Consider the following 18499-nt stretch of genomic DNA (forward strand, 5'->3'; position numbering starts at 1 on the left):
GCATGATCTTTAACTACACCCTCAGCGATGCTGAACGTTGGGCTAAGTTTTCCGGCGATTACAACCCGATCCACTTTGATCTGCAACATGCGCAGCATCTGGGTCTACAGCAACTCACGGTTCACGGTATGCGCGCGATGCTGGATATCAAATATCAGCTCAGTGCGGCGCTATTACCGGCTATGCCTCAGGCGGATTTCCTGCGGTTTAATGTGCGCTTGCGCCAGCCAGTGCTGTGCCACACGGCCTATCAGTTACAACTCAGTGAGGCCGTGGGGCAAGTCAGTGGCAATCTGCTGGATATGGGGACTGGCGAAAGCTGCTTCAACAGCAAATTGCGCAGCGGGCCCGCGCTGGAACAGATGAAAAGTGGTCAATGGACTTCACTATCGGCGGAACAAGTTCATCAGTTCAGCCAGCAATTTCCTGGCAATGCATCAGAACCCAATGAGTGTTGGGGATTTTTCGACGCGCTGCTGTTTAAGCTGTTAGTGGCCGCCCCGGAAACGTTGGCAAGCGCTAAAGAGGTGTTGCCGGGGATTCAGGCGGACACCTTGATTGATATTTTCAAGCATGTGCCTGTCATCCAGACCCACCATGACGTGCATTTTAGTGCGGATTTACTGCGCACCAACCCGCATTTATTTGTCCGTAGTGCGCTGCAATACAGCATCGAACCGACGTTAATCGTTGGTAATGCCGAAGAGGGTTGGGTATTGCGCGCCGCGATTCAGGCCTGGTCAGACGCCGGACCCTTAATCACTACCGCCGTAACATTAAAAACGTGGCCATTAGCCGCGACTCAATAAGGAATTGACCATGGAAAAGTATCAACACGTTTATGACACCGTTTGCGAAATGTTGTGTGACGCTAAAGATTTGGAAATGTCAGCACTCTCACCTGAGATGTCGCTGCATCAGCTGAAACTCGACAGCCTGGATTACGTCGAACTGATGGTGCTGGCAAAGCGCGAATTCGGTGCCACGCTGAATGCCGAGATGTTTATGGAACACCCAGATATGACGTTAGGCGAGCTTTGCCAGAAATTAGCTGAGCAGAAGAAGTAATATTATGAGCAGGAAATGGGTATTGATTACCGGCGGCAGCCGTGGCATTGGCCGTGCACTGGTTGAAGAGCTGGCGAAAGAGTGGGATGTGGTTTTTACCTGGCGTAGCGGTGAGCAACAGAGCGGCGAAGTGATAGAGAGCTGTGCAGGGCTACCCGGCTCGGTGACCCACTACCGCTGTGATGGCAGCAACGAAGCAGATGTTGACCAGTTAGCTCCGCTGCTGTTGGAGAAATATGGCCCGCCCGGTGCGGTTATCCATAATGCGGGCATTACCGGTGACAGCTTACACATTCAGCAAAATGGCGAGAACTGGCGCAATGTGCTGGACACCAATCTGAATGCCGTCTTCTACTGGAACAAGCATCTATTGCCGCAGATGATGATGCAGGGCGAGGGCGCAGTTCTGCTGATGTCTTCGGTCACCGCCATCAAAGGCAATATTGGGCAGAGCGCCTATGGTGCCAGTAAAGCGGCAATGATTGGCCTCGGCCGCTCGCTGGCGCTGGAGATGGGGCGTTTTGGTATTCGGGTAAACTGCTTGTTGCCGGGGATCATCGACAGCGACATGACGCGCGCGATGCCTGCCGATGCCTTAAAAGGGCTGCGTAAACAGATACCGTTGCGGCGCTTGGGTGACGTGCAAGAGGTCGCCCGCGTCAGCGCCTTTATGATTGGCGATGACAGCCGCTACATGACCGGCCAGACCCTGGTGCTGGACGGTGGGTTAACGGCTTAATGTACTGAATCACTGTTGCCACGGATGGCAATCAAAACCGCCCTACTCAGATATATTCCACTTATGCGCCAAGGTGGATTTTGTCTCGCCAGTTAGCCATTGATTTACTTCTTTTAACAGCGGTTGGTTATCCTTAGACATCATATAAACTTTGTAGCTACCAGTGCCGGGTAATATTTCCGGTGTGGCGACACAAAATACTCCCGGCTCTTTGCTCTGGTAATAATCCCCTTCGATCAAGTCAGTAAACATAATATCGGCGCTCTGATCGCGGACACCCTGCAAATTTGCGACATTATCTTTGGTGCGAATAATCTGGGCTTGTTTGATATTAGCATCGACAAATGATTGATTGGTGCCGCCGGGATTCACAATCACTTTTACCGCTGCGCGATCAATGGCATCCAGCGTCGGGAATTTTTTGGCTTGCTGGCAGTTGGCGAGGGCAATTTTACCGTTTTTGACCACGGCGCTGGATAAGGCAAATTGTGCTGCACGGCCCGCTGTCTCGGTGACGCCACCCATGGCGATATCAAACTTATCTGCCACCAAATCGTCCGACAGTGTCGGCCAGCTTGTGGTGACAAAGGTGACGTTGAGTTTTAGGCTCTCGGCCAGAGACTTTGCCATATCAACATCATAACCGACTAATTGGCCCTGCTTATCATGGAATGCCAAAGGGGCATAATCGCCAGGCACCCCAATGCGTAACTCCCCGCTTTGCTTAATCTCCTGCCAGCTTTTAGCCAAGACTGGCTGGCCGCTGATTAACGCCACGACCAGGATCCCCAGAGATAATTTCTTCATTTTCATTCCTATTATTTTTATAAAAGCGTTCGTAGGATAATCAGGGAGGAATCAGGCGGCGATCTACTCCCTGTTACATTTTGTTATAAATGAGAATGAGCATAGCTTGAGGGCTTATTTCTAAGCAACGTCTTTTATCCTAAATCTACTCTTTACCAGTCACTGATAATATCGTCCCATGATGTTGAGGCCATTTCTACCGGATTCAGTGGCGGCCTCCCTACCTGCTGTTATAAATCAACGGCGCGGCCATCCCAGAATTGATTAACATTAAATACGGCGTTAAATACGGTCGGGGCATTAATTCCGCCTTTCTGGCCATCGACACCCGTTGAGGTTGCCAGATTATCGACTTCCCCTTTGGAAAGTAGACGGCAGCTTGGCCTATCGTTGAGATAGCTATTGGCTAGTGATTGTCTGAGAAGCTAAGTGGTGGCAAGCAGGGGTCTTAAACCTCAAATTGAACCCCGTAGTTCTGCCCTGTTTTGTGATGTATGACACTTCCCCTCGATTTCATCGTGATACTGCTCACAATAAACTGGGCATTTGCCTAAAAAACCCCGTATTTATTGCTGCTTTTGCAGCGAATTTCCTAATGACTATTCGCTGGTTATCTTCAATACTGAGTAAGTGAAATAACATTCCATTTAAAAAGATCTGACGTTCTAATATGTAAAGTGATTAAATCATTATTAAAAATAAGGGATTAGTGTTTCTCGCGCCGAGGGATGAAGGCCATTGAGTCAGGAAACACTCGCGAAGCGACCACCGTTTCGATTGAAAACGAGATGAACTTTAAAGGCAGGTAATCAGGTGAAAATAATCTCAGTAGATGTAACCGTCTTTTCTTATCCCACCCGACGTGTTTCTGATACCGCAGGGCATTCGCATCCCGGTGAGGAGTCGCAGGCCAAAATGGCGATGCTGACCTTAACCACCGACGAAGGCGATTGTGGTTATGCTTTTGCTCCTCCCGAAGTCATTCGCCCGCACATCATCAATAGCTTCTTTAAAAAAGTGCTGATTGGGCAGAACCCCTTTGACCGTGAGCGGCTGTGGAATGATTTGGTGCACTGGCAGCGGGGCAGCGCCAATCAATTAACCGATCGGGCGCTGGCGATTGCCGAGCAAGCGATCTGGGATCTGTTAGGGCGCAAGCTGGGCCAGCCCGTTTATAAATTACTCGGTGGTTATCGCGATAAAGTGTTGGCCTACGGCAGCACCATGTGTGGTGACGAATTGGCCGATGGCTTATCCACCCCCGATGAGTATGCGCGCTTTGCTGAGCAACTGGTCGCCAGAGGGTATAAGGGGATTAAGCTGCATACCTGGATGCCGCCGGTCTCCTTTGCGCCGAGTCCACAAATGGATGTCCGTGCTTGTGCCGCCGTACGCGAAGCGGTGGGGCCGGATATTTCGCTGATGCTCGATGGCTACCACTGGTATAGCCGCAGCGACGCACTCTACATCGGCCGCGAGTTACAAAAGTTGAATTTCAGTTGGTTTGAAGAACCGATGGAGGAGCAGAGCATGGCCTCTTATTGTTGGCTGCGGGAGAACCTCCAGATTGACATCATTGGGCCTGAAAGTCTGGCGGGTAAGTACTTTAGCCGTGCTGACTGGGTGAAAGCCGGTGCCTGCGATATTTTACGCGCCGGTGTTCAGGGTGTGGGTGGCATTACTCCTTGCTTGAAAGTGGCACATTTGGCGGAATCTTTCGGCATGGATTGCGAAATTCACGGCAACGGCGCACCTAATTTGGCGGTGGTAGGGGCTATCCGTAACTGCCGTTGGTATGAGCGCGGGTTACTGCATCCGTTCCTCGATTATGACCAGCCGGCCGCTTACCTCAATAGCATCATCGACCCGATGGACAGTGACGGTTATGTCTCACTGCCGACACGCCCTGGGTTGGGTGAGGATATCAATTTCGACTATATCGAGGCCCATACCCTAAGCACCGATTAACCTTTAGCTCACTCGCTAACCGGCAACACTACTGTCTTTGGGTCATAGTAACCCGTTGTATTGACTATAAAAACAAGCATTCAGATCTAGTCTTTTCTTACCGGAGATGGTCCATGAACGCGATAATAATAGTTAGAACACTCCTCCTTACCCTGTTGGTCACACTGACGTCGGCTGGCGTCAGTGTGGCTAAAACGCCCGATGACCAACTGATTGTTGGCATGAATATGAATAACCTGCTGTCTCTCGATCCGGCAGCCATGACGGGCAATGATGCAGTTTCTATCATTGTTAATCTGTATGACTCATTGGTGGAGCTGGATCCACATACGCCGAGTAAAGTGCTGCCCGGCGCGGCCACAGCATGGAAAATCAGTGATGACGGCAAGTTAATCACCTTTACCCTGCGGGATGGCATGAAATTCCACTCTGGCAATCCGGTGACGGCAGCTGATTTTGCCTGGTCAATGAATCGCCTGATGCACCTCAATCTGGCGCAAGCCACCACCTGGAAATCCTACGGTTTCACCGCCGATAACGTCGAGCAACTGATTCGCGCCAAAGATCCCTTAACGGTGGAGATTGAGCTGCCTAAACCGACAGATCCGAAACTGGTGATCTACTCATTGGGCACCTTGGGCAGTGGTTCGATTCTGGATCGCGCCACTGTGATGCAACATGAGAAAAATGGCGATTGGGGCAATGGCTGGCTGACCACCAATGAAGCGGGTTCTGGCCCCTTCAAGCTGGATGTCTGGCAGGCGAAAGATGTCCTACGCATGAGTCGGGTAGAGAACTACTGGCAGGGGGATGCCAAGATCAAACGGGCGATATTCCGCCACATGACGGAGTCACAGGCGCTGCGTTTAATGATCGAGAAAGGCGATATTGATATTGCCAGTGGCATGTCGGTGCCGGATATCAACGCGCTGAAAAGTCACCCAGACATCAAGGTCGACGAAGTCCAGCGCGGCACCATCTATTATGTTGCCATGAGCCTGAAGGAGCCCCACTTCGCCAATCCTAAAGTGCGCGAAGCGGTACGTTACCTGATTGATTATGATGGCATTAATAGCACTATTATGCCGGGTTACGGGATATCTCATCAGCGCCCGATTCAGAAAGGGATGGATGTCACCCTGCCGGATCCTGGCTATAAACTGGATGTGGCGAAAGCCAAGGGGCTGCTAGCTGAAGCGGGCTATCCAGAGGGTTTCACCACCACTCTGCGCGTGCTCTCTGATCCACCGTTCATCAATGTAGCGACGTCCGTGCAATCCACACTGGCACAGGCGGGGATTCAGGCCAAAATTCTGACCGGCACAGGCAATCAGGTCTATGGCGCAATGCGCGATCGTCAATTCGACATGCTGGTTGGCCGTGGCGGTGGCGGTGTTGATCCACATCCTCACTCTAGCCTGCGCTCGATTGCCTATAACCCCGATAACAGTGATGCCGCTAAGTTGACCAACTTCCAGGGCTGGCGCACCTCGTTCTACGATAAGCAGCTTAACGATCTGATTGATAACGCGTTAATCGAGAAAGATCCGGTCAAACAGAAGCAAATGTACATTGAAGTTCAGCAGCGCTATGACGCGCTATACCCTGCCATTTTACCGATCTCACAAATGGTTGATTCCGTTGTGGTGCGCAAAGATGTGATGGATTACGTGCCGCACCCGTCAACCACGACCCGCCTGCTACAGGTGTATAAGCAGCGATAACTCACTGCACGCAACCTAAGGGGCAGGGCGCCGTGTGCCTTGTCCATTTCGGGAGGATAGCATGAAGCTTTCAGACTGGTTGGCCCCCCATGGTGTCGCACGGCGTTTATCAAAACGCATTTTGCAAGTGGCGGTGACCCTATTCGGCTTATTGATTCTGACTTTTATTATTGGGCGGGTGATGCCGATCGATCCGGTATTGGCGATTGTCGGCCAAGATGCGGATCAAAGCACCTATCAGCAGGTTTACCTGCAACTGGGGCTGGATAAGCCGCTTTGGACGCAATTCTTTATCTATTTTAACTCGCTGATCCACGGTGACCTCGGCAATGCCTTGCTGACCGGCCGGCCGGTGGTGGATGACATCATCCGCGTCTTCCCCGCCACCATCGAACTGGCGACCATGGCGATTCTGGTGGGGGCCGGTCTGGGGATTCCGCTGGGGGTGATGGCTGCTGCGCGACGCGGCAAATTTGCTGACTATGTGGTGCGTTTTATCAGTCTGGTGGGCTACTCAACGCCGATCTTCTGGGTCGGCATGATGGGGCTGCTGGTGTTCTACGCCTGGCTAAACTGGGTGGGCGGTGCCGGGCGGGTCGATATGGCTTATGACGGTCTGGTGGATCGCCGCACCGGCTTGCTGTTGATTGACTCGGCGCTGGCGGGAGAGTGGGAGGTGTTCCGCAGCGCACTCAATCATCTGGTGCTGCCTGCCACTATTCTCGGCTTCCACTCACTGGCCTATATCAGCCGCATGACCCGCAGTTTTATGCTGGCGCAGCTGTCGCAGGAGTACATTATCACCGCCAAAGTGAAGGGTTTATCTGAGTTTCAGGTGCTGTGGGGCCATGCGTTCCGCAATATTCTGGTGCAACTGCTGACGGTGGTCGCACTGGCCTACGGCTCACTACTGGAAGGTGCGGTACTGATCGAAACCGTCTTCTCGTGGCCCGGTTTTGGCTCCTATCTGACCGGCAGTTTACTGCTCGGTGATATGAATGCGGTGATGGGGTGTGTGTTGCTGGTTGGCTTGATCTTCGTTTCACTGAATTTACTGTCTGACATGCTGTATCAGATCTTTGACCCGAGGACGAATCAATGATGCTTTCCTCTGAACCCGATAACACCGTGATACGCCCTGAGCGCAACAGGCAGGGCTGGAAGCGCGGACTACGGCGGGTGCTGAACTTTATGCGCACCTTAATGAAAAACCCGCTCACCGCCATCGGCGTCTCCATCATCGGCTTGCTACTGGTGGTGGCCTTCTTTGCCCCTTGGTTGGCGACCCATGATCCGCTGGTGCAAGATCTCGGCAATGCTTTGCAAGCGCCGGGTAGCCAACATTGGTTTGGCACCGATGAGTTTGGCCGTGATCAATACAGCCGACTGATTTATGGCGCTCGCACCACCTTGTATATCGTGGCGTTAGTATCAGTGACTGTCGGGCCAATCGGGCTATTACTTGGCGTGGTGGCAGGCTATTTCGGCGGTAAAGTCGACAGTATTCTGATGCGCATTACCGATATTTTTATCTCCTTCCCCAGCTTGGTGCTGGCACTGGCTTTTGTCGCCGCCTTAGGCCCCGGTCTGGAGCATGTGGTGATTGCAATAACTTTAACTGCGTGGCCGCCCATTGCCCGTCTGGCAAGGGCTGAGACTCTCTCTTTACGTAATGCCGATTTCGTCTCAGCGGTAAAATTGCAGGGGGCATCGCCGTTGCGAATCTTGTTGCGCCATATCGTGCCACTCTGTCTGCCGTCGGTGATCATCCGTATCACCATGAACATGGCCGGTATTATTTTGACCGCCGCCGGTTTGGGCTTCCTCGGCTTGGGCGCTCAGCCACCGGATCCGGAGTGGGGAGCGATGATCTCCAGTGGCCGTCGCTACATGATGGAGTGCTGGTGGTTAGTGACAATCCCGGGGCTGGCGATCCTGCTGAACAGTTTGGCGTTTAACTTCCTAGGAGATGGCCTACGTGACATTCTCGATCCCAGAACAGAATAAATCAGTGCCCTTGCTGGAAGTGGACGACCTGCGGGTCAGCTTCGTCAATGGTAAACAGGTGACTGACGCGGTGCGTGGTGTCTCCTTTGCGCTCGGCAAAGAGAAACTGGCGATTGTCGGTGAGTCCGGCTCGGGTAAATCGACCGTCGGCAGGGCGCTGCTCAAGCTGCATCCGGGCAGTGCGCAGATCTGTGCCAACAGGTTGCGCTTTGCTGAAGTGGATCTCTTGCGTGCCAGCGAAGCCAAAATGCGCGAGGTGCGCGGCAAGCGGATGTCGATGATTATGCAGGACCCAAAATACTCATTGAATCCGGTGGTTTGTGTCGGTGATCAGGTGGCGGAAGCCTATCTGGCGCACCATAAAGTCTCACGACAGGAGGCGCGGGATCGGGTGCTATCGATGTTCGAAGTGGTGCGTATCCGCCAACCGCAGCGGGTGTACAGCCTCTATCCGCACGAAGTCTCTGGCGGCCAAGGGCAGCGCATCATGATCGCGATGATGCTGATCACCGGTCCAGAGATGGTGATCGCCGATGAGCCAACCTCAGCACTGGATGTCTCGGTGCGGTTACAGGTGCTGGCGATGCTCGATGATCTGGTACAAGAGCGCGGGCTGGGGCTTATTTTCATCAGCCACGATATCAATCTGGTGCGCAGCTTCTGTGATCGGGTACTGGTGATGTATGCCGGACGGGTGGTGGAGTCCATTGCCGCTGGTGACCTCGAACATGCGCAACACCCCTACACCCGTGGTTTGCTCAATGCGCTGCCGGATCTGAATAATCGCCGTGATCGTTTGCCTGTGATGGTACGCGATCCCGCCTGGATGAAGGGTTAAGGAGCCTGCTATGTCTGCAAACGTGATGATTGAAATCAATAATCTTAACCTGATCTTTGGCGAGGGTAGCCAGCAAAATCAGGTGCTATTTGATGTTAATCTGGCAGTAAAAAATGGTGAGATTTTTGGTTTGGTCGGGGAGTCTGGTTCCGGTAAAACCACGGTGCTGAAATGTCTGGCGGGGCTATTTAACCACTGGACGGGGCAGTTGACCCTCAACCAAATTCCCTTGGCGCACCGCATTGAGCGCGATCGTTGCCGTCATGTCCAGATGGTGTTTCAAGACCCTTATGGGTCGCTGCATCCGCGTCATACCGTCGAATACATTCTTTCTGAGCCGCTGATGATCCACGGCATCGGTGACCGCGACCAGCGGATTGATACGATTCTGGAGAAGGTGGGCCTCAACAGCCTGTTTCGCCAGCGCTATCCCCATCAGCTCTCCGGCGGTCAGCGCCAGCGGGTTGCTATTGCGCGGGCGCTGATTCTGGAGCCACGTGTCTTGCTGCTGGATGAGCCAACCTCGGCGCTGGATGTGTCGGTGCAGGCAGAAATTCTGAATCTGCTGGCTGAACTGCAACAGCGGGAGAAGCTGACGTATCTGATGGTAACCCATGATTTAGGGGTGATCGCCCACCTTTGCCATCGGGTGGCGGTGATGCAACATGGCCGAATTCTGGAAACCCTGAACACCGCAGATTTAACCACCGACTGCGAAAAAACTGCCTATACCCATATGCTGGTGGACGCCAGCCGCCAATACAGCCGCGATCTAGCACAAAAAGCGGCTGAAATGTCCTAACCCACACTGGCGCTTCTGGTTGGAAGCGCCGACGTCCATTGCTGGTTCTCCAGCCCGCCCTGTTATCGCGATGCACAGAAAGAGCGCAATTTTGCACTTTTACTGTGCGTTAACTGTGCACCGCGTCATCATCTTGGCTGACTTCCCGGCCACTTTTCCGCTTTAGCGACTTTCGGTCGTCAAGCAGTAACCAAAAAATATCGCTTCTATTACAGGTCGTTATACATCCTGATTTCATTTTATGGCCCACTTTTTTGTGGATGGCATAGTTCATGCTTATGTCATTACATTCAAGTCACTTGAATACACTTCACACCACTTTAAATAGGGCGGCAATCATGACACGACGTAAACAGGCAATACCTCTGTGCTGGGCAATGCTGTGTGCTGCCAGCGTATTCTCTGCGACTGCTCATAGCGCAGATCTGCTGGATCGCATTAAAACCGACAAGACGATGACCATCGCCACAGAAGCGCGCTATGCGCCGTTTGAGTCGGTAGAGAATGGCAAGATAGTGGGTTATGACGTTGATTTAATGAACCATATCTTGAATAAAAGCCTGCCGGGTGTGGAGGTCAAACAGCTTGATTTACCTTTCCAGGGCATCTTACCGGGTCTGGATGCCAAAAAATTCGATTTCGTGGTGACCGCCGTGACAGTGAACAAACAGCGCATGGATCACTTCGCCTTTACCGTGCCGATTGCCGAATCTACCGTGGCGTTGCTCAAGCGTGATAACGACAGCTCGATCAGCACGTTAGAGGATCTGAATGGCAAGATTGTTGGCTCACAAGCCGGTTCCGGTCAGCTTCAGATACTGCAAGAGTTTAACGAAAAACTGAAAGCCAGCGGCAAGCCAGGCCTCAAAGAGATCAAGCAGTATGTCTCTTTCGATGAGGCCTATGCCGATTTGGCTAACAAGCGCCTGGATGGTGTCGCCCAATCACTGGCAAACCTTGGCCCATTAATCAAAACCCGTCCGGGGGTCTTTACCACCTTGAAACCGATGTTAGGGCCAACCACCTATTTTGGCTGGGTCGGACGTAAGGGGGACGACAGCGCCACGTTAGTCAAACTGTTCAGTGACGGCATCAGCGAGGCCAACCGTGACGGCACCATGAAAGCGTTACAGCAAAAATGGTTTGGCTTCGTGATGGATGTGCCTGCTGATCAGATGCCCGCCCCCAGCTTGTAAGAGGAGAGATTATGGGTGACTTTTTCCCGTTGCTGACGGCTTGGCTGCCGATGTTGATCGACGGCGCGCTGACCACCGCTTCGCTGTGTGTTGTCGCCATTGTGGCCGGTTTTTTTATCGGTGTGGTGATTTACCTGATGGAGAGCGGCCGCTCAGGATTTGGCAGAGGATTCGCCCGTGTCTATATCAGCTTATTTCGTGGCACCCCGGTTTTGGCACAAGTGCTGTTGTGCTACTACCTGCCGGGTGAACTGGGGTTATCACTGCCCGGTTATCTGGCTGCCGTATTAGCGCTAACCCTCAATACGGCAGCCTATCAGTCGCAGATTTTGCGCAGAGGTTTCGAGGCTATCCCGCCGGGGCAGCTAGAGGCGGCGGCAATGTGCGGGCTAAGTCCACGCCAGGCACTATGGCATATCCAGATCCCACAAGTGCTGCGGTTGACCCTGCCATCACTGATTTCAGAGTTGATTGATGTGATCAAAGCTTCGGCGGTGGTGTCGGTGATCGCCATTACCGATTTGATGCGCGTCGGGCAGCAGTTGGCATCGGCAACCTATCGGCCATTAGAGGTTTATGTGGCGATTGCGTTGACCTATTTGGTACTGACCAGCTTACTGGCCCTGCTAGGCAGCTATGTTGAACGGCGCTGGCATAAGGAGAGCCGATGAACGATTTCTTCCTTTATCTGCCTGATTTTGCTCGCGCATTGGGCGTCACGCTGGGTATCAGCATGAGTGCGGCACTCATCGGGGCCGGTGCTGGGTTTATGTTGCAAGCTCTCTGTCGCCATCACTCTTGGCTCTATTGGCCGTGGCGTACTTATGTGTGGATTATCCGTGGTACCCCCTATTTGGCACAGTTGGCGGTGTTCTATTTTGGGCTGCCCGCCATTGGTGTGACATTAACTGCGGTCGAAGCCACGGTGTTATCGCTCGCCATTTACAGCTCCGCTTATTTTGGCGAAATCTTCCGCACAGCATGGAAAAGCATTGGGCAAGGGCAGCTGGAAGCGGCGCAAGTGCATGATATTTCAGCTTGGAAAAGCTTCTGGCACATTCAGACGCCGCAAGCCCTGCGTTTTAGTCTGCCGCTATTAGGTAACCAATTTATTTTAACCATTAAAGAGAGTGCGGTGGCCTCCATTATCACCGTGCCTGAGCTGACTATGACCACCGGGCAAATCGTTGCGAATACCTATACCTACATTGTGCCTTATACCTTGTTGATCCTCAGTTATTGGCTGTTGGCGCAAGGCATCAGTGTCAGTGTGCGCTTACTCAGCCGTCAGGCCGTGGAGGGATAACATGATGAGTACTGGACCTATTATTGAATTACGTAATGTGGGCAAATCGTTTGCCACCAATCGGGTACTGAGGGGCATTAATCTGACGGTCAATGCCGGAGAGATTGTCACCTTGATTGGCCCTTCCGGTTCAGGGAAAACCACTGCGTTACGCTGCATGAATTTTCTCGAAGCCTATGACGAAGGAGAGATCCTGATCAAAGGGCAATTACTGGGCTATAGCAGCGCGGGGCGCGATCTGAAGCACCGCGACAGCGCGGGATTAATTGCCGAGGTGCGCCGCCCGCTGGCGATGGTGTTCCAGCAATTCAACCTGTGGCCCCATATGACGGTGCTGGAAAATGTTTGCGCGCCGTTGATGCTGGGTAAAAAGCTGCCACGGGAGCAAGCGCGCCAAAAAGCGGCCGCCGCACTGGCACAGGTCGGGATGTCAGACAAAGCACAAGCCCGCCCATCACGTCTGTCCGGTGGGCAGCAGCAGCGAGTGGGGATCGCCCGAGCATTGGCCCTTGAGCCGGAATTACTGCTGCTCGACGAACCCACCTCCGCACTCGATCCCGAGCGCGTCGAAGAGGTGCTCGATGTGATCAAAACCTTGGCAAACAACGGTATGACCATGGTGATGGTGACCCATGAAATGTCATTTGCCGCCAAAATTTCCTCCCGCGTGGTGTTTATGGCAGAGGGTTCCATTGTGGAGAGTGGTGCGCCTGCCACGATGTTCCGTCAACCACAAACCGCCCGCCTGCAAGCGTTTCTGGCCCCGTGGTTTAAGCGCCCACTGCAACTGGATGAGCCGGCGGTGGGGCATGCTTAATTCCGCAGGCGTACAGCTCGCCGGTAACATCAACCCGCAGCGATTGATGGCGCGATTGGCGCAACTGGCCGAATTTGGCGCGCTGGCGAACGGCGGTGTCAATCGGCAGGCGCTATCCGCCGAAGAGTTAGACGCCAGAGCCTGGTTGATCGATTGGGCTTTCGCATTAGGTTGCGAAGTGCTGACCGACGACTGCGCTAACCTATTTATTCGCCGCGCGGGTCGCGAAGATTTACCGCCAGTGGTCACCGGCAGCCATATTGATACGCAGCCATGTGGCGGCAATCTTGATGGTTGTTATGGCGTGATTGCGGGCATGGAGTGCTTGAGTGCATTGGTTCAGGCGAATATCACCACACTGCGCCCGATTGAAGTGGCTATCTGGATGAATGAAGAGGGGAGCCGTTTTTCCCCCGGCGCGATGGGATCGAGCGCCTTTGTGCAGCCGCAGCGGCTATCCGATTACCTGAATAATCAGGATGCGCAGGGGGTTACGCTCCAGCAAGCGTTAGCGGAGTGCCATCAGCGTTTTCCGCATCTCCCCCGACGTGCCACGATCCCAATGGCGGCTTTTGTTGAGCTGCATATTGAGCAGGGGCCAGTGCTGGAACAGGCCAATCAACCCCTGGCGGTAGTGCAAGGGATTCAGGGGGTGCGCTGGTATCAGGTGAGCTGCTTGGGGCAATCAGCCCATGCAGGGACTACGCCGATGGCCGATCGCAAAGATGCGATGTCACTGGCGCGCCAAAGAGTCGCGCAGTTGGAAAAACAGGCCGCGACGCTGCCCGCAGATCAATTACGGCTGACTTTTGGCCGCTGGGAAGTGGAGCCGAATGCCATCAATACGATCGCCAGTCGTGCCACCTTTACTCTCGATTTTCGTCATGCAGATCCGGCAGTATTGGCGCAGTTTGATGGTTGGATGCAGCAGCTTGCCGCTGACAATGTGGTGGTCGAGTGTGTCTTCAGCCATCAGCCGGTGGCCTTCAATCCCCAACTGCTGGCCCAGCAATATGCCTGTGTACAGGCGCTACAGATCGACGCCGCAACCTTAACTTCCGGCGCATTCCATGATGCGATGCATCTGGCCAGTCATTGCCCCACCAGTATGTTTTTTGTTCCTAGCCATAACGGCATCAGCCATAACCCGGCTGAATATACCGACCCACAGTATCTGTACCTTGGCGCAAAGGCATTAGCCTGTTGCCTGACAGAACTGGCCAATCAACCCATAGGAGTTACCCATGAGCACCCACACTTATCCTGCTTGCTGTGAAAAAGACAATGGTAGCGCGCTGGGCACTAATGCCACGTTATCTTCCCCAATTTCTGCCGACGGTACACCGGTCATTGGTGAGGTGTATACCGTGCCAGCCCGTTGTGGTCGGGCGGTGAAGCTGAGTAAAGGGCAGGTTATCCGCATTACCAATACCCCCGGCAGTCAGGTGTGTGACACTTGGCTCTTCAATAGCGCCGATCTGAGTGAGTTCTCATCAATGGAACATACGCGCGCATTTATTGATAAAATCATTCCGCAACCGGGAGATGCGCTGGTCACCAATCAGCGCCGCACCATTGGGACACTGCTGACCGACACCTCACCCGGTGTGCACGATACCCTGATTGCCGCTTGCGACCTTTATCGCTATAGCAATATGGGGATCACTGAATACCACGACAGTTGTGCCGATAATATGCGTTTGGCGCTAAATGCCATTGGTTTACGGGCGCGTGAAGTGCCACAACCCTTGAATCTGTGGATGAACACGCCGGTCAATCCGGATTACACGATTTCTTGGTTACCGACAGTGAGCAAAGCGGGGGATTATGTCGAGATCCGCGCCGAGCTGGATTGCATTGTTGTTATGTCTGCTTGCCCGCAAGACATAGTGCCAATCAATGGTTGTAACCCGCAGGATGTGCATTTTAGCGTGACCGAATAATCGGCCACTCTCCGTGCGCAGATACAGATAATGTTGCCCGGCAGGGACATGCCGGGCGTTTGTGCCTCTTTCAGCAGCAGATATCAATTTATGAAAAAAAACGGCGATAACGGCGGTTTTGTTTTATCTGATTTAGGGATGCGTTTACGTCATGCTCGTTTGGCGCAGGAAATAACGCTAAAACAGTTGGCGCAGAAAGTCGGCTGTTCAGAGAGTTTGCTATCCAAACTGGAAAACGAGGTGGCATCCCCCTCCCTTGCTATGTTGCATCGGTTGGCGAGCGCACTGGAAACCAATATTTCCGATTTGATGGCAGAGAGCTGGGTGGCGGATTCGCCGGTATTGAAGCCAGAGCAGCGCATCCGTAAGCACTTTGTCCATCGTAATAAGCGCGGCGGTATTGCGCTGGAGAACCTGACGCATCATCACAAAGGTGGGTTGCTACAAGGAAACATTCACATCATCGAGGCGGGGGTCGCCAGTGATGGGCAGATCGAGCATCATGGCGAGGAGATGGGCTATGTCTTGGAGGGCGAGATTGCGCTCTACCTCGGCGAGGAGACCTATACTCTCAGCGTGGGCGATTCATTTTACTTCCCCAGTAATGTCCCTCACGGTTATCGCAATGTCGGTGAGACTGTCGCGAGGGTGTTGTGGGTGAATACGCCTGTGACTTTCTAATTCTCCGTCATCTTTCACGCCGCAGGTGTGTTGGCTGCACTCGAACACCCGAATCACTTACTGATGTAAGCTCATCGGGATGCTCTCGTTTACCGCCTTCCTGCACCATGAAAGCTATAGGAGAATTCTTCATACCCGTCATCTCATCATCATCTTTCACGCCGCAGGTGTGTTGGCTGCACTCGAACACCCGAATCACTTACTGATGTAAGCTCATCGGGATGCTCTCGTTTACCGCCTTCCTGCACCATGAAAGCTATAGGAGAATTCTTCATACCCGTCATCTCATCATCATCTTTCACGCCGCAGGTGTGTTGGCTGCACTCGAACACCCGAATCACTTACTGATGTAAGCTCATCGGGATGCTCTCGTTTACCGCCAGCGAAAGTTAACCGGTGGCGAGTGTTGTGACTGCGAATTAACCTCGATTACCACGCGCCGCAATAATGGCATCGGCCACATTGCGGGGTGCTTCGGCGTAGTGTTTGAACTCCATGGTATAGGTTGCACGGCCTTGTGACATCGAACGCAATACGGTGGAGTAACCGAACATTTCGGATAACGGCACTTCTGCACGGATAATCTTGCCGCCGCCAATCATCTCCTCCATGCCTTGCACCATCCCACGGCGTGAAGAGAGATCACCCATCACGTTACCCGCGTACTCTTCCGGTGTTTCCACCTCGACGCTCATGATCGGCTCGAGAATCACTGGTGATGCCCGTTTGACCGCCTCTTTGAAACCAAAGATCGCCGCCATTTTGAACGCCAGTTCAGATGAGTCGACCTCGTGATAGGAACCGAACGTCAGCGTCACTTTCACATCCACCACCGGATAACCAGCTAAAACCCCGGTATTGGTGGCCTCGATCACCCCTTTTTCTACCGCGCCGATAAACTCACGGGGAACCACGCCGCCTTTGGTGGCATCGACAAAGGCAAAGCCGCTACCTGCTGGCTGTGGCTCAAGGGTAAAGACCACGTGACCATATTGCCCCTTACCACCAGACTGGCGAACAAACTTGCCCTCCACATCAGTCACGGTTTTGCGCACGGTCTCACGGTAGGTCACCTGCGGCTTACCGATATTGGCTTCCACACCAAACTCACGTTTCATGCGATCGACAATGATCTCCAGATGCAACTCACCCATGCCGGAGATAATGGTCTGGCCGGACTCTTCGTCAGTGCGGATGCGGAACGAGGGATCTTCCGACGCCAGCCGTTGCAGTGCGATGCCCATTTTCTCCTGATCCGCTTTGGTCTTCGGCTCAATGGCCTGCGAAATCACCGGCTCAGGGAACTCCATGCGCACCAAGGTAATCACCGCATCTGGGTCACACAGGGTTTCACCCGTGGTGACATCCTTCAAACCGACGCAGGCGGCAATATCACCGGCGCGAATTTCGTCTACCTCAATCCGATTATTGGCATGCATCTGAACGATACGGCCAATACGCTCTTTCTTGCCGCGAATCGGGTTGTAAACACTGTCGCCTTTGCGCAATACCCCCGAGTAGACGCGCACGAAAGTCAGCTGGCCGACATAGGGGTCGGTCATCAGTTTGAACGCCAGCGCCGAGAATTTCTCATTATCATCGGCCTGACGGCTCACTTCGTTGCCCTCTTCATCGGTGCCACTGACCGGCGGAATATCCACGGGTGATGGCATCAGTTCCACCACCGCATCCAACATGCGCTGCACACCTTTGTTTTTAAAGGCACTGCCGCACATCATCGGCTGGATTTCACCGGCAATGGTACGGATACGCAGGCCTTGGGTGATCTCATCTACGGTCAGATCGCCGGTTTCCAGATACTCTGTCATCAGTGCTTCTGAGGCTTCAGCCGCTTCAGAAACCATCTTCTCGCGCCACTCATTAGCGGTCGCCAGCAAGTTTTCCGGAATTGGCTCATAGCTGAACGTCATGCCCTGCGAAGCTTCATCCCAGATAATGGCGCGCATCAGCCGCAGATCCACCACGCCGGTAAAGTGATCTTCGCTGCCGATCGGAATCACGATCGGCACCGGATGCGCTTTCAGGCGATCAATCATCATCTGCCGCACGCGGAAGAAATCGGCACCGGGACGATCCATCTTGTTAACGAACGCCAGACGCGGCACACGGTATTTATTGGCCTGACGCCAGACGGTTTCTGATTGCGGTTGTACGCCACCGACCGCGTCATACACCATGACGGCACCGTCGAGTACCCGCATGGAACGTTCCACCTCAATGGTGAAATCCACATGCCCAGGGGTATCGATAATATTTATGCGGTGCTCCGGCAAGGTATGGTCCATACCTTTCCAGAAGCAGGTCACGGCAGCCGATGTAATGGTAATGCCACGTTCCTGCTCCTGAGCCATCCAGTCGGTAGTCGCGCCGCCATCATGTACTTCACCCAGCTTATGACTGACGCCGGTGTAGAACAAAATACGCTCAGTGGTAGTGGTTTTACCGGCGTCGATGTGGGCTGAGATACCGATGTTGCGATAGCGCTCGATAGGAGTTTTACGTGCCATATGAAGTCCTTAGTAGATAATGGCAATTTCGGGGCGGGCGGTTTGATGCTCTGCCGGGAAGTTGTTTGGTTATGT

Annotated in this window: 18 protein-coding genes and 1 pseudogene; 16 read left to right on the forward strand and 3 right to left on the reverse strand. The window is 53.3% G+C overall.

All coding sequences use genetic code 11. The features are described 5' to 3' along the window. Positions 1-2: 2 nt before the first annotated feature. Genes ACZ76_RS13105 through ACZ76_RS13115 form a run of 3 tightly spaced genes read left to right on the forward strand, consistent with a single transcriptional unit; the run spans position 3 to position 1807 of the window. Entirely contained in the window at positions 3-809 is an 807-nt protein-coding gene (locus tag ACZ76_RS13105) for a MaoC family dehydratase (protein WP_048619310.1), read from the forward strand. 10 nt (positions 810-819) lie between these two features. Then, positions 820-1068, forward strand: a complete 249-nt coding sequence (locus ACZ76_RS13110; RefSeq protein ID WP_048619311.1) for an acyl carrier protein — start codon at positions 820-822, stop codon at positions 1066-1068. A 4-nt stretch (positions 1069-1072) separates the two neighbouring features. After that, positions 1073-1807 carry an SDR family NAD(P)-dependent oxidoreductase gene (locus tag ACZ76_RS13115; RefSeq protein WP_048619312.1) on the forward strand — a complete coding sequence of 245 codons (735 nt, stop codon included), beginning with the start codon at positions 1073-1075 and terminating at the stop codon, positions 1805-1807. A gap of 42 nt (positions 1808-1849) precedes the next feature. Here ACZ76_RS13115 and ACZ76_RS13120 read toward each other — a convergent pair whose 3' ends face one another. After that, positions 1850-2614, reverse strand: coding sequence for a transporter substrate-binding domain-containing protein (locus ACZ76_RS13120; RefSeq protein WP_048619313.1), 765 nt, complete (start codon positions 2612-2614; stop codon positions 1850-1852). A 161-nt stretch (positions 2615-2775) separates the two neighbouring features. Next, positions 2776-2994, reverse strand: a pseudogene (locus tag ACZ76_RS18520) (cytochrome c peroxidase); the annotation flags it as partial. 433 nt (positions 2995-3427) lie between these two features. Here ACZ76_RS18520 and ACZ76_RS13125 point away from each other — a divergent pair. The 13 genes from ACZ76_RS13125 to ACZ76_RS13185 all read left to right on the forward strand — a co-directional run bounded on the left by ACZ76_RS13125 (position 3428) and on the right by ACZ76_RS13185 (position 15896). Beyond that, positions 3428-4582: a mandelate racemase family protein gene (locus ACZ76_RS13125; protein WP_048619314.1), complete on the forward strand. Its 1155-nt coding sequence runs from the start codon at positions 3428-3430 to the stop codon at positions 4580-4582. Positions 4583-4695: 113 nt separating this feature from the next. After that, positions 4696-6306: an ABC transporter substrate-binding protein gene (locus ACZ76_RS13130; protein WP_048619315.1), complete on the forward strand. Its 1611-nt coding sequence runs from the start codon at positions 4696-4698 to the stop codon at positions 6304-6306. Positions 6307-6367: 61 nt separating this feature from the next. Continuing rightward, complete coding sequence (locus tag ACZ76_RS13135) at positions 6368-7408, forward strand: ABC transporter permease (RefSeq protein ID WP_048619316.1); 1041 nt, start codon at positions 6368-6370, stop codon at positions 7406-7408. An 89-nt stretch (positions 7409-7497) separates the two neighbouring features. Next, positions 7498-8313 carry an ABC transporter permease gene (locus ACZ76_RS13140; RefSeq protein ID WP_371410622.1) on the forward strand — a complete coding sequence of 272 codons (816 nt, stop codon included), beginning with the start codon at positions 7498-7500 and terminating at the stop codon, positions 8311-8313. After that, positions 8276-9151 (forward strand): ABC transporter ATP-binding protein, encoded by an 876-nt coding sequence (locus ACZ76_RS13145; RefSeq protein WP_074007661.1) that lies wholly within the window; start codon positions 8276-8278, stop codon positions 9149-9151. Before ACZ76_RS13140 ends, ACZ76_RS13145 begins: the two co-directional genes overlap by 38 nt. A 25-nt stretch (positions 9152-9176) precedes the next feature. Further along, the gene (locus ACZ76_RS13150; RefSeq protein ID WP_048620294.1) at positions 9177-9953 is read left to right on the forward strand and encodes an ABC transporter ATP-binding protein; all 777 of its coding nucleotides are present in this window, start codon (positions 9177-9179) and stop codon (positions 9951-9953) included. Positions 9954-10291: 338 nt separating this feature from the next. Next, positions 10292-11149, forward strand: coding sequence for a transporter substrate-binding domain-containing protein (locus ACZ76_RS13155; RefSeq protein ID WP_050125784.1), 858 nt, complete (start codon positions 10292-10294; stop codon positions 11147-11149). 11 nt (positions 11150-11160) lie between these two features. Further along, positions 11161-11820 (forward strand): amino acid ABC transporter permease, encoded by a 660-nt coding sequence (locus ACZ76_RS13160; RefSeq protein WP_048619320.1) that lies wholly within the window; start codon positions 11161-11163, stop codon positions 11818-11820. Further along, positions 11817-12455: an amino acid ABC transporter permease gene (locus ACZ76_RS13165; protein WP_048619321.1), complete on the forward strand. Its 639-nt coding sequence runs from the start codon at positions 11817-11819 to the stop codon at positions 12453-12455. The genes ACZ76_RS13160 and ACZ76_RS13165 overlap by 4 nt, the downstream gene beginning before the upstream one ends. Before the next feature lies 1 nt (position 12456). After that, positions 12457-13272, forward strand: a complete 816-nt coding sequence (locus tag ACZ76_RS13170; protein WP_048619322.1) for an amino acid ABC transporter ATP-binding protein — start codon at positions 12457-12459, stop codon at positions 13270-13272. Continuing rightward, positions 13265-14548, forward strand: coding sequence for a M20 family metallo-hydrolase (locus tag ACZ76_RS13175; protein ID WP_048619323.1), 1284 nt, complete (start codon positions 13265-13267; stop codon positions 14546-14548). The genes ACZ76_RS13170 and ACZ76_RS13175 overlap by 8 nt, the downstream gene beginning before the upstream one ends. Next, complete coding sequence (locus tag ACZ76_RS13180; protein ID WP_048619324.1) at positions 14517-15215, forward strand: DUF1989 domain-containing protein; 699 nt, start codon at positions 14517-14519, stop codon at positions 15213-15215. The genes ACZ76_RS13175 and ACZ76_RS13180 overlap by 32 nt, the downstream gene beginning before the upstream one ends. A gap of 90 nt (positions 15216-15305) precedes the next feature. Further along, the gene (locus tag ACZ76_RS13185) at positions 15306-15896 is read left to right on the forward strand and encodes a cupin domain-containing protein (protein ID WP_048620295.1); all 591 of its coding nucleotides are present in this window, start codon (positions 15306-15308) and stop codon (positions 15894-15896) included. Positions 15897-16315: 419 nt separating this feature from the next. Here ACZ76_RS13185 and fusA read toward each other — a convergent pair whose 3' ends face one another. Then, the gene (gene fusA / locus ACZ76_RS13190) at positions 16316-18424 is read right to left on the reverse strand and encodes an elongation factor G (protein ID WP_048619325.1); all 2109 of its coding nucleotides are present in this window, start codon (positions 18422-18424) and stop codon (positions 16316-16318) included. Positions 18425-18499 lie beyond the last annotated feature (75 nt).

The sequence above is a fragment of the Yersinia aleksiciae genome (assembly GCF_001047675.1).
GTDB lineage: Bacteria > Pseudomonadota > Gammaproteobacteria > Enterobacterales > Enterobacteriaceae > Yersinia > Yersinia aleksiciae.

Bases quoted from the DNA above. Each gene is read 5' to 3' on its own strand.
- ACZ76_RS13105 (WP_048619310.1), top strand. From the start codon at position 3: ATGATCTTTAACTACACCCTCAGCGATGCTGAACGTTGGGCTAAGTTT.
- ACZ76_RS13110 (WP_048619311.1), top strand. From the start codon at position 820: ATGGAAAAGTATCAACACGTTTATGACACCGTTTGCGAAATGTTGTGT.
- ACZ76_RS13115 (WP_048619312.1), top strand. From the start codon at position 1,073: ATGAGCAGGAAATGGGTATTGATTACCGGCGGCAGCCGTGGCATTGGC.
- ACZ76_RS13120 (WP_048619313.1), bottom strand. From the start codon at position 2,614: ATGAAGAAATTATCTCTGGGGATCCTGGTCGTGGCGTTAATCAGCGGC.
- ACZ76_RS13130 (WP_048619315.1), top strand. From the start codon at position 4,696: ATGAACGCGATAATAATAGTTAGAACACTCCTCCTTACCCTGTTGGTC.
- ACZ76_RS13135 (WP_048619316.1), top strand. From the start codon at position 6,368: ATGAAGCTTTCAGACTGGTTGGCCCCCCATGGTGTCGCACGGCGTTTA.
- ACZ76_RS13140 (WP_371410622.1), top strand. From the start codon at position 7,498: ATGCGCACCTTAATGAAAAACCCGCTCACCGCCATCGGCGTCTCCATC.
- ACZ76_RS13145 (WP_074007661.1), top strand. From the start codon at position 8,276: ATGGCCTACGTGACATTCTCGATCCCAGAACAGAATAAATCAGTGCCC.
- ACZ76_RS13150 (WP_048620294.1), top strand. From the start codon at position 9,177: ATGATTGAAATCAATAATCTTAACCTGATCTTTGGCGAGGGTAGCCAG.
- ACZ76_RS13155 (WP_050125784.1), top strand. From the start codon at position 10,292: ATGACACGACGTAAACAGGCAATACCTCTGTGCTGGGCAATGCTGTGT.
- ACZ76_RS13160 (WP_048619320.1), top strand. From the start codon at position 11,161: ATGGGTGACTTTTTCCCGTTGCTGACGGCTTGGCTGCCGATGTTGATC.
- ACZ76_RS13165 (WP_048619321.1), top strand. From the start codon at position 11,817: ATGAACGATTTCTTCCTTTATCTGCCTGATTTTGCTCGCGCATTGGGC.
- ACZ76_RS13170 (WP_048619322.1), top strand. From the start codon at position 12,457: ATGATGAGTACTGGACCTATTATTGAATTACGTAATGTGGGCAAATCG.
- ACZ76_RS13175 (WP_048619323.1), top strand. From the start codon at position 13,265: ATGCTTAATTCCGCAGGCGTACAGCTCGCCGGTAACATCAACCCGCAG.
- ACZ76_RS13180 (WP_048619324.1), top strand. From the start codon at position 14,517: ATGAGCACCCACACTTATCCTGCTTGCTGTGAAAAAGACAATGGTAGC.
- ACZ76_RS13185 (WP_048620295.1), top strand. From the start codon at position 15,306: ATGAAAAAAAACGGCGATAACGGCGGTTTTGTTTTATCTGATTTAGGG.
- fusA (WP_048619325.1), bottom strand. From the start codon at position 18,424: ATGGCACGTAAAACTCCTATCGAGCGCTATCGCAACATCGGTATCTCA.